The organism is Flavobacterium erciyesense (assembly GCF_018069925.1).
GTDB lineage: Bacteria > Bacteroidota > Bacteroidia > Flavobacteriales > Flavobacteriaceae > Flavobacterium > Flavobacterium erciyesense.
The window spans coordinates 71000-87776 of sequence record NZ_JAGPXB010000013.1; the positions used below are offsets into that span (position 1 = coordinate 71000).

Below are 16777 nucleotides of genomic sequence, written 5' to 3' on the forward strand. Positions count from 1 at the left end.
TAACAATTAGTGTGTTTTATTGTGCTTTCTAGCCCAGATTGAAATGAAAATCCCGGAACTCAAGCGGCAACGTTTTTGGGTTTAAAAAAGCGACCAACGGAAGCTCTTTTTAAACCCATAAAAACGGCACTGCTTGGGTGAGGAATTGTAATGGAAAGCTGGAATAGCTTCGTAAATTATTTTTTATTTTGGTACAAAACAGGATTCAATTCATCATCGTTGTACATTTTCATTTGCTTGTACACTTTCATGAATTTATCGCCGTTTTCAATATCTGCCAATAAATCATCAATTGCAGTTGACAAATCAGTGCGCTGCTCTAACAATACATTCAATTTAGCTTGGCATTTGTCGCGGTGGTCTTGCGATGCTTCTGCACGGGTAGCCTCTTCTTGCATGTGGTAGATTTTTAATGCTAAAATAGACAAACGGTCAAAGGCCCAAGCAGGACTTTCAGAGTTGATTTTGGCATTTTCTTTTACCACAACATGGCTGTATTTTTGCAAAAAGTAACTATCTGTATACTCAACCATATCAGTACGCTCTTGATTAGAAGCATCAATTCTTCTTTTCAAAGTTAAAGCTGCTACCGGATCAATGTTTGGATCACGAATAATATCCTCAAAATGCCATTGAACGGTGTCAATCCAATTTTTGTGGTACAACAAATGTTCAAATTTATCCTTTGGATAAGGATTGTTTATAGGCTGATCAACATTATCAAACTGGTGATAATCCTTGATGCTTTGCTCGAATACGGAGTACGCTAATTTTGAAAACATATCTTTATATATTAAAAAGCAAAGATACTTTTTATACTTTTATCCCGTCAAAAAATAATCACAAGTTTAAATACCTTAAAATCGTCATGCAAATTCATTATCTATCAGAAGGAAACAGCGTATTGAATCACTTTTTAGCGCAAATTCGAAATGTTACCGTGCAGAACGATAGCATGCGTTTTCGCAGAAATATTGAACGCATTGGCGAAATTATGGCGTATGAGTTGAGTAAAAATATGACCTACAAAACCGTAGCAATACCAACACCACTTGGCACAAAAGCCACGACTGCTATAGCTGAGCAATTGGTATTGTGTTCTGTGCTGCGGGCAGGATTGCCTTTGCATTTGGGATTCTTGAATTATTTTGATGATGCCGAAAATGGTTTCATATCGGCTTACCGAAACTACCCTAATAACGATGAAAATTTTGAAATTCTGGTGCAATACCAAGCTATTTCTGATTTAAACGGAAAGAATATGATTCTTGTAGATCCGATGTTGGCGACTGGACAATCGCTTGTAGCTGTTTTCAATAAATTAATGGAAAACAGTGCTCCCAAAGAAATTCATATTGCAGTTGTAATTGCCGCTCCCGAAGGTATAGCGTACCTAGAGCAACATTTGCCCGACCATTGCCACTTATGGGTTGCGGCCTTAGATGAAAAGTTGAACGAACAAAGTTATATTGTTCCCGGTTTAGGCGATGCTGGCGACTTGGCGTATGGTAAAAAACTATAGCTGCGAGAAAAAAGCAAATAAACTACACAAAATTAATACACCAAACACGAGCTCTTGTTTGAGTTTTTCCTGTGGGATTTCGATGTGACTGCTGGCCATAATGGCCAAAGGTGCCATGGTAAAAATGAGAATATCGTTGCTTTTATTAGCCGATAACACATACACTAAAACACCAATAAAAAGCGCAGCAACAATTTTTTTATACGATGTGTGCAACAGCTGCGGTCTGTTAGATAAAGTAGCCAACATGGATACCACAAAAAACAAAACCACCGTAGCGTAAAGCGACAAAGCTCCGTTTTGATAATTATTAGTAAAATAATCTAAGGCAAAATCAACTTGAACGCTGTTAATAAGATAATTTACAAGGTCAAAATTGAATACCGTTCCAAAGAGTAAAAATAAAATTACCGACACTACAAAAGCGATAAATGGTAAAATCCAGTTTCTGTAATCACGGGCTACGTGAAATAAAATGGAGATGAAAACCAGTACGATGTACAAAATGTTCCAGAAATGAAACAAGGCTGCGATGAAAATCCACAACGAGGCATCAAATATTTTTTCTTTAGATGCCTTGAGCGATTGCAATGAAATCAATCGGCGTAAAGCCAAAAGCAGAAAAAAATTAGAGACAATCAGGTTGGTATTGTTTAACACATCAGGAAAAAACAGCAGAAACAAAAAGTAAAAAAACACAGTGTAAGTACTGTCTTTACTCAGCCCATTGCGCTTAGCAATAAAATCAGTTAAGAAAATAGAACCAATCAAGACTAAAAATAAAGCACCCATTTTTACCCATTCAAGAACCGCAATTGCAGCAGGATGTGCTTGCAAATGGTACAACGAAAAGAAAACCAGCATCAATAGTACCACTAATGCAAAATTTAACGGTGTAGATTTTCTAAAAACACTTGTTATCATACGGATATTTTATACTTTTGTGGTGGTAAATATAAGACTTGTTTAAAAAGTAACTGTACTTGCTAAGAAAGAATCTTTCTTTTGAAGCGTTAGCAGTCTGAATTACTGAATGATTTAGTTTAAAAATTAATTTGACATATTATGAAGGCATTTTTTGAAGGCATACAATATTTATTCGTAGATATTTTATTTGCTCCACTAGATTTTTTACGTTCATTAGAGCTTACTTCTTGGTTTGCAGCTAACACAATCAACTGGATTTTTATGATTATTTGTACGGCAGCAATCGTTTACTGGATTAAGCAATTACGTATTTTTGACGATGCGGGTACTGAAAATCAAGATACCACAGCACATTCGTTCTTAAAATAAAAAAGCAAAACCTCCTGATGGAGGTTTTTTTTTAGCATATTACTTTAAGTCGTTGCCAATATCTTTTCTAAAATACATCTTATCAAAATCAAGTTGATCTATGTTTTGATAAGATTTTTTGGTGGCCGATTCAAAATCAGTTCCATACGATGTAATGGCCAAAACACGTCCGCCGTTAGTTACCACTTGGTTTTGTTCTAGTTTTGTTCCTGCATGAAAAACGATCGAATCAGTTACGTTTTCAAGTCCAGAAATTACTTTTCCTTTCTCAAAATCTTCAGGATAACCGCCAGAAACTACCATTACGGTAGCCGCACTACGAGGATCAACCTCAAGCTCTATTTCATTCAAACGTTGATCGGCTACAGCCAAAAACAGCTCGACTAAATCAGTTTTTAATCTTGGAATAACTACTTCGGTTTCAGGATCGCCCATACGTACATTGTATTCAATTACGATAGGTTCGTTGTTTACATTGATAAGCCCAATAAAAACAAATCCTTTGTACGGAATTCCATCTTTTTGAAACCCATCAATTGTAGGTTTTACAATGCGTGTCTCTATTTTTTCCATCAAAACAGCATCAACATAAGGAACAGGAGAAATAGCTCCCATACCGCCTGTATTCAAACCAGTATCGCCTTCGCCAATACGTTTGTAATCTTTGGCTGTTGGCAAAATTTTATAGCTTTTTCCGTCAGTCAAAACAAAACAGCTAAGCTCAATACCATCAAGAAATTCTTCGATAACCACTTTAGCACTCGCTGCACCAAATTTTTGATGAACAAGCATATTTCGTAATTCTTGTTTGGCTTCTTCTAAATCTTGGATAATCAAAACACCTTTTCCGGCTGCCAAACCATCGGCTTTTAAAACATACGGAGGTTGTAAAGTTTCTAAAAAAGCACAACCGTTCTCTACTGTTTCTGCTGTAAAACTATCATAAGCAGCAGTAGGAATGGCATGTCGCATTAAAAATTCCTTAGCAAATTCTTTACTACCTTCTAGTTGCGCTCCTAGTTGAGAGGGTCCTATTACCGGAATTGAACTCAATTGCGGATCCTTTTGGAAATAATCAAAAATACCTTTTACCAAAGGATCTTCTGGACCAACCACAACCATGTTTACTTGATTTTCTTGCACAAAAAGTTTAAGTGCATCAAAATCAGTTGGGCTAATAGCCACATTGGTTGCAATGGCAGCGGTACCTGCATTTCCTGGGGCTACAAAAAGTTTTTCGCAAAGCGGACTCTGAAGCATTTTCCATGCAAAAGCATGTTCTCTACCGCCAGAACCCAAAAGTAAAATAGTCATGTGTGTTGTTTTTAGTTGTGGCACAAAAATAATTGCTTTTGTACTCAAAAAATAATTAATTACTAAAAACTTCCCTTTTACCCCGTTTAAGTTGCTACTTAATATTATTTTTGAAAAAATTGCTACCGCTCTATGCTTCCATTATTTGATTTATCGCTTCAAATCAATGGCTTTCCAATTAAGAAAGCTTGTGCTCAGTTGCGTGCTATCAATACCTTGTCAGCAGAAGAACACCAAAGTTTTTTGGCGCAAAAAAAACAAGAAATAGTTGCTTATCACCTGCTAAACAATCCTTTTTATGCTGAATTAGTCGGTAAAAATTCATCCCCCAATTGGGAAGACTTGCCTGTTTTGACCAAGGCTAATTTACAAACTACCTTGCAAGATCGGTTGTCTTTACCTTACAAGTCAAAAGCTTTATATACCAATAAAACCTCGGGTTCTAGCGGTACTCCATTTGTATTTGCCAAAGATAAATGGTCGCATGCCATGACTTGGGCATCCAATAAATACCGATTTGGTTGGTACGGAATTGATTTTAACTCTTCCTATCAGGCCCGTTTTTACGGTATACCACTTGATTTTGTTGGCTACAAAAAAGAACGTTTTAAAGATTGGTTGGGTAATCGGTACCGTTTCCCGATTTTTGATTTATCGGATGCCGTTTTGGCCAATTATGTTCAGCATTTTCGAACTAAAAAATTCGATTACATCAACGGTTACACCAGCGCAATTGTGGTGTTTGCTAAATATTTGCAACAGCAAAATATCATTTTAAAGAACATTTGTCCGAGTTTAAAAGTGTGTATTGTCACCTCCGAAATGCTTTTTACTTCAGATAAAATACTGCTAGAGAACCAATTCGGAATTCCGGTTGTGAATGAATACGGTGCCTCAGAACTGGATTTAATTGCGTTCCAGAACCTTGAAAACGAGTGGCAAGTAAATGCCGAAACACTGTTTGTTGAAATTCTGGATGATCAAAACCAAGTAGTTCCCAATGGCACTGCCGGGCGCATTGTAATTACCTCTTTGTTCAATAAAGCGCATCCTTTTATTCGCTATGATATTGGCGATATTGGCACGATTGATGAAAAAAGTATAGTCCAAAAACCTATTTTAAAGGAACTTATAGGTCGCACCAATGATGTGGCTGTTTTGCCTAGCGGAAAAAAAGCAGCAGGCTTAACTTTTTATTATGTGACCAAAAGCATTATTGAAGATGATGGCAATGTGAAAGAATTCGTCATCAAACAGATTGCTTTGGATCAGTTTGAGATTGAGTATGTGAGCGCAACAACCTTACTTCCTGCGCAAATACAAAAAATTGAAGCTGCTATTGCCTTGTATTTAGAACCTAACTTGCATTTTACTTTTGTCCGTAAAGAAACTTTAAACCGTAGCCAAAGAGGTAAATTAAAACAATTTAGTTCGTTGTTGTAGATACTTTTTAAATCTAGGTTTTATCAAAAGTTGCACTACCAAAAAACCCATCATACAAAAACTTGCTTTTATAAAATTGTAACCAAGAAATTGAGTGTAGACTGCAAAATTATGCTTGATCAACTCTAGTTTTGATGCTGATATAGAGTTGCTTCTAACACGATAGTAGGCCAAACTTTCAGGAACTACGTAAGCTTTTTTTGTTATTTGTAAAATAGACAACCAATGCATCCAATCTTGTCGTTTTCGGGCAGTAGGGATAGGTACAGTACCTAAAATATTTCTATCATAAATACCTGTGAGATTACCAACGAAATTACAAAAAAACAAGTGCTGGTATCGCAATACTAGCGGTGCGGTAATGGTTTTGTTCAGCGGCAATCCAACCTCATCAATACAATCGTAAAAAGAATAAGTAAAGGCCAACTGGTGATTTTTCATGAACGCGATTTGAGTAGCCAACTTATTCGGTTTCCACAAATCATCAGCATCTAAAAAAGCAATATACTTTCCTTTGGCTACTTGCAATCCGGTATTTCTAGCTACGCCTGTTCCTTGATTTTTTGGCAATGTAATACAATGAATGCGACTATCATTTTGTGCCAAAGCTTTGACAATGGCAACAGTGTCATCGGAAGAAGCATCGTCAATAATGATTAACTCCCAATTGGTATGGGTTTGGGCTTGTACCGATGCGATTGTTGCTGCTATGAATGGAGCAGAATTAAAAGAAGGAGTTAGTATCGATACCAATTCGTTTTGCATATTAGTACGCTTTTGTATCGCCTCGTAAGGTATTGTAAATAGTGTCAAATATGATTTTTATATCCAATAAAATAGACCAATTTTCCATGTAAAAAATATCGTATTTCACACGGTTGATGATGTCTTCGTCTGTTTCTACTTCGCCACGATACCCTTTGGTTTGCGCCAAGCCGGTAATTCCTGGTTTCACAAAATGACGCACCATAAACTTATCTATTTTTAGCGCATACATTTCGGTATGACTCACCATGTGCGGCCTAGGACCCACAACCGACATGTCTCCAAGCAATACATTAAAAAATTGAGGCAGTTCATCAATACTTGTTTTGCGCATAAAGCGACCTATTCTGGTTACTCTAGCATCGTTTTTTCGAACCTGATTGATGTGTGCTTCATCGTTAATCTCCATCGATCTGAACTTGTAGCAATTGAATTCTTTATAATTTAAACCGTTTCTTTTTTGAATAAAAAACAACGGTCCTTTGGATTGCCATTTGATTATAATGGCTAGTATTATACTGAGCCAAGATAGAACACCAACAATTACCAATAATGAAAATACAATATCAAAAATGCGTTTTATAAATTTATTGAGTGTATCATCTAACAAAATATTGCGCAAGGAAATCACCGGGATATAATCGTAATACTCAAAAGTGAAATTACGAGACAGAATTTGTTTTTCGCTAGGAATAAACTTGAGTGTTTTTAAATTGTTATCTGCAAAATATACCAAATCATTAATTTGTTTTTGACTTAATTCGCCCATGTCGCAATAGATCTCATCAATTTTATTTTCTAAAACAAATGCAAAACATTTTTGCAATTGCATTGATTTCTCTTTTTCTAGGTCAAAAACATGTTCTAATTGATAACCATAATCTGGATTTTCGGTAAAAAAATGTTGCAACGGAGACACGCTTTTGGCATTTCCAACCAATATTACTTTTCGGAAATTCCCTCCGTACAGCACTCTGAATTTTTTAAGAAAGTAGTAAATACACAATTTCACCGTCATGATTAGGGCAAATGTTGTACTTGTGTACGAGACTATTTTATAAAAACTCGAGTTATCAGAATGAAAAAAGGCCAAAGCCATGCAGAAAAGGCTAAATAAAATAATTTGTTTTAAAGCACAATTTAGAATAGCGATTACTTTGGTATAACGGTAAACTTCATAAAAACCCAAACTTGCAGCAATGATAAACCAACTCAAACTAATACTGAGCGGGTACAAAATGAAATCCATAGGAAAATCAGTCAGATAAATTGCACCTATATTGAGAATGCTCATATCAACTATAAAAGAAAAAGGACGAATGTAGCCCGAATATCTTCCTGTTTTGGTTTTCACTGTTGGTTCAAATTAAAAATAGTACGCAATTCGCACTTGCCATTTACTAAGTTGGGCTAAAATAACTTTTCTGGAGGAGCATTTAAGCTGATTGATTGAAACTTTTGCATAATTTAACCTCCTCTTAAACTAGTGTTTTCATAGTACCAATTTACCTCTCGGTTAACTTTTGTTATAAACCCAAAAAAGCTCGATTTAAAATATATATTTCGAAAAATCTTTGTGTTCCTCTCTAGAAAGTTCCTCTGGTGATAAAGATTTAAAATACTCATAAGTAATTTTCATTCCTTCGGCACGGCCAACTTTAGCTTCCCAACCCAATAATTCTTTAGCTTTGGTAATATCTGGCTGGCGCTGCAATGGGTCATTTATTGGTAAGGGATGGTACACCACTTTTTGATTGGTACCTGTGAGTTTAATGATTTCTTCGGCAAAATCTTTAATGGTGATTTCATCTGGGTTTCCAATATTTACGGGCAAAGCATAATCCGAATGTAACAATCTAAAAATACCTTCTACCTGATCGTCAACATAGCAAAAAGAACGGGTTTGCATGCCATCGCCAAAAATAGTTAGGTCCTCGCCACGAATAGCTTGACCTATAAAAGCAGGAATAACACGACCGTCATTGAGACGCATTCTTGGTCCGTAGGTATTAAAAATTCGAACAATTCTAGTTTCTACACCATGAAAAGTGTGGTACGCCATCGTGATTGATTCTTGAAAACGTTTGGCTTCGTCATAAACTCCTCTTGGTCCTATGGTATTTACGTTCCCATAATATTCCTCTGTTTGTGGGTGTACCAAAGGATCGCCATATACTTCAGAAGTGGATGCAATAAGGATTCTGGCTTTTTTAACTCGAGCAAGACCTAACAAATTATGAGTTCCTAAGGATCCAACTTTTAGGGTTTGAATTGGAATTTTTAAATAATCAATAGGACTTGCAGGCGATGCAAAATGCAAAATATAATCTAAATCGCCAGGAATATGTACAAACTTGGTGATGTCGTGGTGGTAAAATTCAAAATGTTCCAATTGAAACAAATGCTCAATATTTTTTAAATCTCCGGTAATGAGATTATCCATCCCGATTACAAAATATCCTTCTTTGATAAAACGGTCACAAAGGTGTGAACCTAAAAATCCTGCAGCTCCGGTGATTAAAATTCTTTTCATAGTAAATGGTTACTCCTAGTTTATTGGTAACAAAAATAGTTATAATTATTGGGTTTACTTTTTTAAATGACAAACTGCTTTTGATGTAGTTCGTACTTTTCATTGACAAAGTTTTTTATCTCCAATTCAAAACGTTCTTTTGAGAATTTTTCAGCGTGTTCCCGAATCGTTTTGAGATCGAATTTTTTGGTTTCAAATAGTTTGACCGCAGCTTGAATGGATTGAGCAGTTTGTTCGTGAAAAAACAAACCCGTTTGCTCTGGAAGTACAGTTTCAAGAACGCCACCTTTTCCAAAAGCAATTACAGGAGTACCACAAGCTTGAGCCTCGACGGGAACAATTCCAAAATCTTCTTCAGCAGCAAAAACAAATGCTCTCGCATTTTGTAAATAATACTTGAGTTGTTCTTGATCTACAAAACCCAAAAGTTGAATATTCGATTTGGCTATTTTTTGAATCGCATCCAACTCTGGTCCCGTTCCTGCCACTATTAATTGATGATGAGGCATTTCGTTAAAAGCCTCGACAATAAGTTGGATTTTTTTATAAGAAACCATTCTGGAAGCTGTAAAAAAATAATCCTTTTTCGATTCTTGAAGAGTAAAAAAAGTAGTGTTTACTGGTGGATAAATTACCGTTGCTTCACGCTGGTAAATGCTTTTAATGCGTTGTGCAACATATTTTGAATTGGCAATAAAATGTGTAATCTGAGGGCTATTTTGTAAATCCCATTGTCTCATTTTACGCAGCACATATTGTGCATATTTGCCTTTTAAACCTTTGTGTAAACCCGCATCTTGCAAATATTGTGTTTGCAAATCCCACGCATAACGCATAGGCGAATGACAGTAGCAAATATGCAATTGCTCCGGCTTGGTGCGCACTCCTTTTGCAATTGACGATGAAGAACTTAAAACCAAATCGTACCCACTTAAATCAAATTGAGACATGGCGCTTGGAAACAATTGCAAAAATTTACGGTGATTTGATTTTGCGGTAGGTAATTTTTGAACAAAAGTGGTAGCAGCACTTTTGCCATTCAAAATAAAATCTCGATCAGACTGATTCAAAAAATCGATTAAGGCAAAGTGGTCAAAATCATCCCAAATCGCATTGAGTGAATGAATTACTTTTTCGGCACCACCATTTACATAATACCAATCGTTAATTAATGCTTTTTTCATTCGGGCTTATTGTGCTACTTTTCGAATTAGGAAATAAAAATAATAGGCGTATTTGCCAAAAATAAAATTAAGGTAAAATAATGATTTAGGCAGCCAATGACTAAACAAATCCAATTTGGTCAATTCTGCTCGTAATTCTTTCAAAGTGGCATTGCTTGCTCCCACGTTCATTTCAAAAATATGAAAGGCTTGCCTAACCATTAACTCTTGTCGCAAAGCATCCACTAAATTGTAATTGTACTGAGCGCCTACATCTTTAGCAATTTGTAATACGCCACGCCACATTTTGGCTCTGGCTTTCGCCGAATAGGCCCCTGGAATATGATGCGCTCCGTCCTTGGCTGATTCATCAAACAAAGGTGGATTACCCGCACGCCCACCAACCGAAGGCTGTGCTAAATATCCAATTCCTTGTGTACAAAAGGCATGGGCCGCGAGGTAAATTTGATAGTATAAAGTGCCGTCGTATTGCGTTGTAGCTTTTTCATTTGCCCACGCAGTATTGATAACAAGTCCGCCAACAAAGCCGCAAGACCTAAAAATTAACTTGGGATCGTCTCCTTGTTTGACACACGTTTCTGCTGGCAAAATACGCGAAACGCCAATAGGTTCATGCAAACTAGTTTCAAAACGAATAAATGGTCGTGAAACCATAGCAATATCAGGATGCCTTTCGCAAAAGTCGGCAATGTGTGTTAAACCGTCTTTCAAGAATAAATCGTCGTTGCCAATCAAAATAACCCATTTGAACTGAGACAAGCCAATCAATTTTCGAATATTGGCGTCGTAACCTAAATTATGTTCGTTTTCATGGTACTGTAAAACCACTTTTTTTGAACTAAAAAGAATTTGAAAACGCTCGCTTATTTGCCTAATTTGATTGCGTTCTTTAGAGCAATCTTCGGCAACTATTACTTCATTTGGCAACAAATCCATTTCTAAAATAGATTGCAAAAGCGCCTCGTATTCTACCGGTCGTCCGTAGGCCGGAATAGCAATACTGTAACCGCTTTCTAAAATAGTGTTATGCATTTATGATATACTTTTTATACAAACTGCAGGATTACCCGCAAGTACTGAATTAGCTGGAAAACTTTTTGTAACAACAGCATTGGCACCTACTATAGAATTTTTACCAATGGTAACATTTGGCATAATACTCACACCCTCGCCTATCCATACGTTATCCTCAATAACTACAGGACCTTTACTAACCAAAGGACGTTTGTTTGGCGCAGTTTTTAACGAAATCGCATCAACCGAACCATGAAAATGATCGGTGATAAATACCCTACTGGCCAATAGTACATTGTTACCAATTGTTATCGAGTTGATACAAGCGATATGACAATCGTAGTTGATGCTTACATTGTTTCCAATGGTAATTTTGGGTTGAAAAGAATAGCCATTGTGGCGCTCAAAACATTCTAGTCGCAAGCGTTCAAAACAATAAAAATCGTCACCAATGGTAATGTGCTGCGCATTATGGAGATAAATAGGTGCTTCAAGGTAAAAATTGGAACCACAGTTTTTAAAGTTTCTTTTGACCATGAAAGCGTAGATTCTGTTCTTAAAATACTTGCTGTACTTTATGATCGAATACGACATTAAAAAGCTGCAAACATTGGCAAGAGCATCTACAAGTCGCATAACAATTTTTTTCATAGTTCTTCGGTATTCTATTCAGATCAAAATCTATTCACACAAAGGTAGTTTTTTATTGGATTATAAGAATTATCAATTCACAAACATCAAGACTCTTTCGCAAATTTATTAGTGCTTTTTACAACTTAAAAATCCGCTATCAAAAAGGCTCTCACTCGAATAATTTTGTAGTGTGCTTTAAAAAATTTACATTTGAATTGATTTTTAAAAGGAAAAAAAAATGAAGAAAATAGTTTTTAGTATTGCCATGATTGCATTATTAGCTGCTTGTCAAGAACCATCAAAAGAGAAAGCAGAACAAGAAGCAAAAGGCAGATACCAAATGTCAGTAATTCAACGTACGGATAGCGGAGAAGTTTGTGTATTTATCTTAGATACTGAAACTGGTGAAGTAACTATGCGTGGAGACAAATCAGGTGCATGGACTTCGCAAGGCGGTGTGGATGATTCACAACAATAAGATCGCTGATATATTAAATTTGAAATAAAACATAGAGGTTTTCCTAATGAGGTAACCTCTATTTTATATACCCACAATTGTGATTAAAAATGTCTTTTTAAGTTTTGGCATCAACTTTATCAACTTTCTTTTTCCGGTTTTGCTTATTCCTTTTTACATCAGTGTTTTTGGAATAACGACCTACGGATTAATCGCAATTTGTATTTCCCTAATCAACTATATTGCCGTAATAAATGATTACTCTTGGAGTATTTTAGGACCTGTGAAAATTGGTCAATTAGGTACTGACAAGCTAGCCTTAAACTCCTACATCTCCTCTGTAATAAGCACCAAAGCAGTGTTGCTCATCCCATCAATGTTGCTGCTTTTGGTTTGCGTACAATTTTACGATGACATTCAAAACAATTTACTTTTGTGCTTATCGCTATTTGCCTTGTTGTTTTCTAGATCTCAAAATACCCACTGGATTTTCATTGGCCTCAATAAAATTAACGTGTATTTTATCCTGAATACTATTTTCAAAATAAGCGCAATTTTAACGTTAATGCTGGTTTTACCCAAATTTAAAACCGTTGCTTTAGTGTTTTTTATACTAGCCTTATTTGATAGTCTGCAGTTTATTGCAGCATTATTTTATTTGTATTTTAAATGTGAATTTCGATACCACCAAACTTCTATTTCAGCCCTTATTTCTGAATTAAAAGATGGTTTTAAAATGTTTTTGACCAACTTAAGTATTTGCTCCATTTTAAACTCGGGAACACTTATTCTAGGATTATTTTTTGAATCAAAAATTGTTGGTATTTATAGTGTTGCCGAAAAAATAATCATGCTTTGCAAACATACTATTGGCGTTTTATTTCAAGGTGTTTTCCCGAAAATAGTACAAATAGGAACTCGTAATTTAGACCAATTGAATCGCTACTTGCGTTATATTTTTAAATCGTATTTGGTTTTGTACAGTTTTGGAATGCTTATTATTTGGTTTTTTGCCGATTGGATTGTTCCTTTTTTAAGTAGTCAAAATATTGCGGAATCGAGTTGGTACTTGATGCTATTGTCTCCGCTACCACTTATTGCAGCACTAAATCAATCAGCTTACATGTCGGTAGTACTGCATGAGCAAAAAAATATTTACTTTAGCGCTTATGGTATTGGTTTGATGCTTAATTTGATTTTGTCTTTTGCGCTTACGTATTACTTTCATGTTGAAGGTATGATTGCAGCCTTACTTTTGACGGAACTTTTTATTTGCCTGTACTTAAATTATAAAACCTGGACCAATAGCACATTAAATTTTTTCAAACATGATTAAGGTTGGATTTTTAGTTTCGTATGATTTCAAGTATTTGTACCAATCCATTCCTTTAGTATATCAAGAGGCTGATTTGATTGTGCTCGCCATAGATAGAGAACGCAAAACTTGGAGTGGGAATCCGCTATACATTTCTCCAGAATTTTTTGAATGGGTACGCCAATTTGATGTTTCGAACAAAATTGTCTTATACGAAGATACCTTTTACATCCCCGAAAATACACCAGCTCAAAACGATACTAGAGAGCGCAATTTATTAGCACAGGCCATGGGAAAAGGTGGCTGGCACATTCAAATTGATAGTGATGAATATTTTAAGGACTTTAAAGGTTTTACTGATTTTTTAAAACAAAACAAACACTACTTAGATAATCCTGAGCAACAAGCCGTTGAAATTCAGGTACAATGGATTACTCTATTTAAAAAAGTAGAGGGTGGTTTCCTCTACGTAAAAGATTCACTCGATACTATTGAAGTAGCTACCAATTGGCCTGATTACAAATACATGCGTGCCACAAGACACTCGAATAAAATAATTACAAAATTCATTTTATTGCACCAATCTTGGGCTCGAGACGAAGACGAAATTTATACCAAAATAACCAATTGGTCACATCGAGATGACTCAGATAACTTGGCTTTTTTTGAGTTTTGGAAAAAAATTGATCTTAGCAATTACACCACTTTCACCAACTTGCATGAAAACGATCCTACAAAATGGAATTCATTAGGGTTTATTGCAGAAGATGAAATTTATTCATTGCAATTAAATATTAGCACTTGGGATTTATTTCGATTAAAATGGAAGAAAAAATTGATTCAATTTATCCGCGAATATTTACCTCTTTGGCTGCAAAATGGCATTCGAGATGCATTTAAAAAAATAGTAAAATGAAAACGCTACTCAAAGATGATCTTTTACTCGTAGTCCTTCTTTACCTGTTGGCTATCTCACCCGTTTTGTATTTTTGGGAAGCGTTTCAATCTATTACAATGATTGGTTGCAGCGTTCTTTTATTAACCAAAATAAAGAGGACATCTCTTAAAATAAATACTTTTAACTTACCTTTTATCTCTGCAGCTGTACTATTTTCAGGAGTTTGTTTGTGGTATTTCAGTTCCAAAAGCATCAACTTGCTAGCTAACACTTTATTGTTATTTGCAATCCCGTTGTGCAGTCGGTATTTATATCAATCCCAAACATTCTTAAAGCATAAAACACGTATACTGCTCAGTTTTTGCGGTAGCGTAGGATTGCTCAGTTTATATACAATTGTATTCTACCTCATTGATATTCCCAACCATAATTTTAATTGGTATTTTGCCCGATTTAATATCGAGAATCATTTGCACATTCATGGCACTTATTTCAGTTTATGGATTAGCATTGCGCTACTAATACTTACAAATACCTGGATTACCAATACTGCCAAAAACACCATCAAAAAGGTGTTTTATAGTTTTTCTTGCTTGATTTTTGTAGCAAGTTTACTCATTGTTAATTCTAGAATGATGTTGTATTCAATGCTATTCTTGGGAGTTTTGTTGTATTATTTTTATGCCATTAAAAGCAATCAATTAGTTTTTTCAAAAAAAATGGTAGTAATACTTTTTATATCTTTTTGTGCTATACTTATGCTTTCGCAAAGGTATTGGGATGATGTTGTTTATTTATTCGAAAATAAGCTTGCCAGTTCCTCTAGATACACCATTAATTACTGCAGTTTACAAACAATTACCGACTCTTTTTTACTCGGAACAAACCCGAATTTGCTACAAAATCAACTCAATTCTTGTTATGATAGGTATGGTTTTTCGGAATTATCAAAAGAGAACATAAACTCTCACAATCAATATCTAGATTACTTTTTAAAAGGTGGTATTTTGCTTTTTGTGGCTTTTGTTATGATTTTGTTCACCAAATTGCGACTGGCTTATCAAAAACAAAACTACTTGTACTTTTCAGTCACTTTATTGTTTTGCTTTGCCTTTATAACTGAAAATATTTTAGTTCGTCAGTACGGTATTTACTGTTATTTTTTATGCGATATCCTGCTGCTGGGAGCTATTGTCCCTAATAAAAGTCATAACACAAATGAAATAGAAGAAAGCTAAGGTGGGAATTAATAAAATGCAGCCGTCACTTAAACACACAAACAAGTAGGTGATCACACCCATGAAATAAATGAAATTGTTGTTTTTGGTTTTTAAAAAAAGGTAAACAGGCGTAAAAAAAGAAAGGCAAAACAACGCCAATCCAATTAAACCAAACTGTTTAAAAATAGATAAATACACGATTTCTTCAATAGCATTGTAGACCGTGCTTCCAAATAAGGTGATTTCGTTTGATTTTCTGATTTGCAAAATTCGTCCGCCTAGATTTGAGTCCAAAATAAAACCTCCAAGAGAACCGTATTGAAAGTAACGCGTCATAATAATTGATCCCAAAAACAGCAACAAAAGTCCGACCAACAAATAAACTTTAACTAATTTCAGGACTTGGTTGCGATACAAAAACAGAAAATAAAAAATCAAACCGATCCACACTGTTCGTGATAAAGTGAGTAGTAACGCCAATACCACAGTGATTATTTTTATTTTCGATTTGGTATTTTGGTAAAAAACCGGGAACAACATCAAAGTACAAACCCCAAAAATATTACCGTTATTATAAGTTGATATCAATTTACTAACGGAGCCACGTTGATTGAATTTGGAAGAATCTAACTCGCCTAAATCACCTGCATTGACAGTTAAATATGGAATTTCTAGAAAATGCCCCACAACTTGCTTATACACGAACAGAAAAATCCCGTACAAGGCCACGATAAAAACCGCTTGGCTAATGATATTAGCCATGTAAGCTGTGTTTATTTTTTTTAGAAATGAACTCAAAAAGATATAAAACAGCAACGGCAAAAAAACAAAACTTACATAAAACGAAATCAGGTTTCCTAAACTGCCTTGATAACCATTGATAAGCAAATGAAGCGTGAAATAAGCTACGAAGGGTAAGGTTGCTACGTAAGCAATAAAGGCTTTATTAGGTACTTTAAACTCGCTTTTAAAACCTATAATGAATAAGCTTAAAACCGATAAAAAACCTAAATACAAATATCCCCATGTGATAGGAATTCCAGCTATTTTAAAACCTCCTTTTGGGATAACAACCAATAAAAGTACCGCCAAAAGAAAAACAATTTCCCGGCATTTTACGTTAGTCAATTTGGTTTTTAAAACATTTTTCATTTGCTTATTGTAAAAAGCCTATCCGGAAAAA

The 16777-nt window shown here is 35.3% G+C and carries 17 protein-coding genes; 7 read left to right on the forward strand and 10 right to left on the reverse strand.

From position 1 onward, the window contains the following. Positions 1 to 176: 176 nt before the first annotated feature. Entirely contained in the window at positions 177 to 782 is a 606-nt protein-coding gene (locus KBJ98_RS12475) for a DUF4254 domain-containing protein (protein WP_210791126.1), read from the reverse strand. An 86-nt stretch (positions 783 to 868) separates the two neighbouring features. Between KBJ98_RS12475 and upp the strand changes: the two genes are divergently transcribed. Then, positions 869 to 1522, forward strand: a complete 654-nt coding sequence (gene upp / locus KBJ98_RS12480; protein WP_210791128.1) for a uracil phosphoribosyltransferase — start codon at positions 869 to 871, stop codon at positions 1520 to 1522. Here upp and KBJ98_RS12485 read toward each other — a convergent pair. Then, positions 1517 to 2446 (reverse strand): DUF6427 family protein, encoded by a 930-nt coding sequence (locus KBJ98_RS12485; RefSeq protein WP_210791130.1) that lies wholly within the window; start codon positions 2444 to 2446, stop codon positions 1517 to 1519. The genes upp and KBJ98_RS12485 overlap by 6 nt on opposite strands. A 141-nt stretch (positions 2447 to 2587) precedes the next feature. Here KBJ98_RS12485 and KBJ98_RS12490 point away from each other — a divergent pair, with 141 nt between their 5' ends. Then, entirely contained in the window at positions 2588 to 2818 is a 231-nt protein-coding gene (locus KBJ98_RS12490) for a DUF6341 family protein (RefSeq protein ID WP_210791132.1), read from the forward strand. Positions 2819 to 2857: 39 nt separating this feature from the next. Here the strand turns inward: KBJ98_RS12490 and purD are convergent, their stop codons facing one another. After that, on the reverse strand, positions 2858 to 4132 hold the full coding sequence (gene purD, locus KBJ98_RS12495) for a phosphoribosylamine--glycine ligase (RefSeq protein ID WP_210791134.1): 1275 nt from the start codon (positions 4130 to 4132) through the stop codon (positions 2858 to 2860). A gap of 132 nt (positions 4133 to 4264) precedes the next feature. Here purD and KBJ98_RS12500 point away from each other — a divergent pair, with 132 nt between their 5' ends. After that, positions 4265 to 5575, forward strand: a complete 1311-nt coding sequence (locus KBJ98_RS12500) for a phenylacetate--CoA ligase family protein (RefSeq protein WP_210791136.1) — start codon at positions 4265 to 4267, stop codon at positions 5573 to 5575. Here KBJ98_RS12500 and KBJ98_RS12505 read toward each other — a convergent pair. The 6 genes from KBJ98_RS12505 to KBJ98_RS12530 all read right to left on the reverse strand — a co-directional run bounded on the left by KBJ98_RS12505 (position 5549) and on the right by KBJ98_RS12530 (position 11722). After that, positions 5549 to 6340, reverse strand: coding sequence for a glycosyltransferase family 2 protein (locus KBJ98_RS12505; protein ID WP_210791138.1), 792 nt, complete (start codon positions 6338 to 6340; stop codon positions 5549 to 5551). The genes KBJ98_RS12500 and KBJ98_RS12505 overlap by 27 nt on opposite strands. 1 nt (position 6341) lies before the next feature. Next, complete coding sequence (locus KBJ98_RS12510) at positions 6342 to 7694, reverse strand: exopolysaccharide biosynthesis polyprenyl glycosylphosphotransferase (protein WP_210791140.1); 1353 nt, start codon at positions 7692 to 7694, stop codon at positions 6342 to 6344. Positions 7695 to 7889: 195 nt separating this feature from the next. Next, positions 7890 to 8873: a UDP-glucuronic acid decarboxylase family protein gene (locus KBJ98_RS12515; protein WP_166132643.1), complete on the reverse strand. Its 984-nt coding sequence runs from the start codon at positions 8871 to 8873 to the stop codon at positions 7890 to 7892. 62 nt (positions 8874 to 8935) lie between these two features. After that, positions 8936 to 10057 carry a glycosyltransferase gene (locus KBJ98_RS12520; RefSeq protein WP_210791142.1) on the reverse strand — a complete coding sequence of 374 codons (1122 nt, stop codon included), beginning with the start codon at positions 10055 to 10057 and terminating at the stop codon, positions 8936 to 8938. Positions 10058 to 10063: 6 nt separating this feature from the next. Beyond that, entirely contained in the window at positions 10064 to 11089 is a 1026-nt protein-coding gene (locus KBJ98_RS12525) for a glycosyltransferase family 2 protein (RefSeq protein WP_210791144.1), read from the reverse strand. Beyond that, the gene (locus KBJ98_RS12530; RefSeq protein WP_210791146.1) at positions 11090 to 11722 is read right to left on the reverse strand and encodes a DapH/DapD/GlmU-related protein; all 633 of its coding nucleotides are present in this window, start codon (positions 11720 to 11722) and stop codon (positions 11090 to 11092) included. 220 nt (positions 11723 to 11942) lie between these two features. Here KBJ98_RS12530 and KBJ98_RS12535 point away from each other — a divergent pair, with 220 nt between their 5' ends. From KBJ98_RS12535 to KBJ98_RS12550, 4 genes are all read left to right on the forward strand, one after another. Continuing rightward, entirely contained in the window at positions 11943 to 12182 is a 240-nt protein-coding gene (locus KBJ98_RS12535; RefSeq protein WP_210791148.1) for a hypothetical protein, read from the forward strand. 79 nt (positions 12183 to 12261) lie between these two features. Then, positions 12262 to 13497, forward strand: a complete 1236-nt coding sequence (locus KBJ98_RS12540; protein WP_210791150.1) for an oligosaccharide flippase family protein — start codon at positions 12262 to 12264, stop codon at positions 13495 to 13497. After that, on the forward strand, positions 13490 to 14392 hold the full coding sequence (locus KBJ98_RS12545; RefSeq protein ID WP_210791152.1) for a hypothetical protein: 903 nt from the start codon (positions 13490 to 13492) through the stop codon (positions 14390 to 14392). The genes KBJ98_RS12540 and KBJ98_RS12545 overlap by 8 nt, the downstream gene beginning before the upstream one ends. After that, on the forward strand, positions 14389 to 15612 hold the full coding sequence (locus KBJ98_RS12550; protein WP_210791154.1) for an O-antigen ligase family protein: 1224 nt from the start codon (positions 14389 to 14391) through the stop codon (positions 15610 to 15612). Before KBJ98_RS12545 ends, KBJ98_RS12550 begins: the two co-directional genes overlap by 4 nt. On the opposite strand, the gene KBJ98_RS12555 is transcribed toward KBJ98_RS12550, so the two are convergent. Continuing rightward, a complete protein-coding gene (locus KBJ98_RS12555) occupies positions 15538 to 16746 on the reverse strand; it encodes a hypothetical protein (RefSeq protein WP_210791156.1) in 1209 nt (402 codons plus the stop codon). The two genes, KBJ98_RS12550 and KBJ98_RS12555, sit on opposite strands and share 75 nt — an antisense overlap. Between the last annotated feature and the right edge of the window lie 31 nt (positions 16747 to 16777).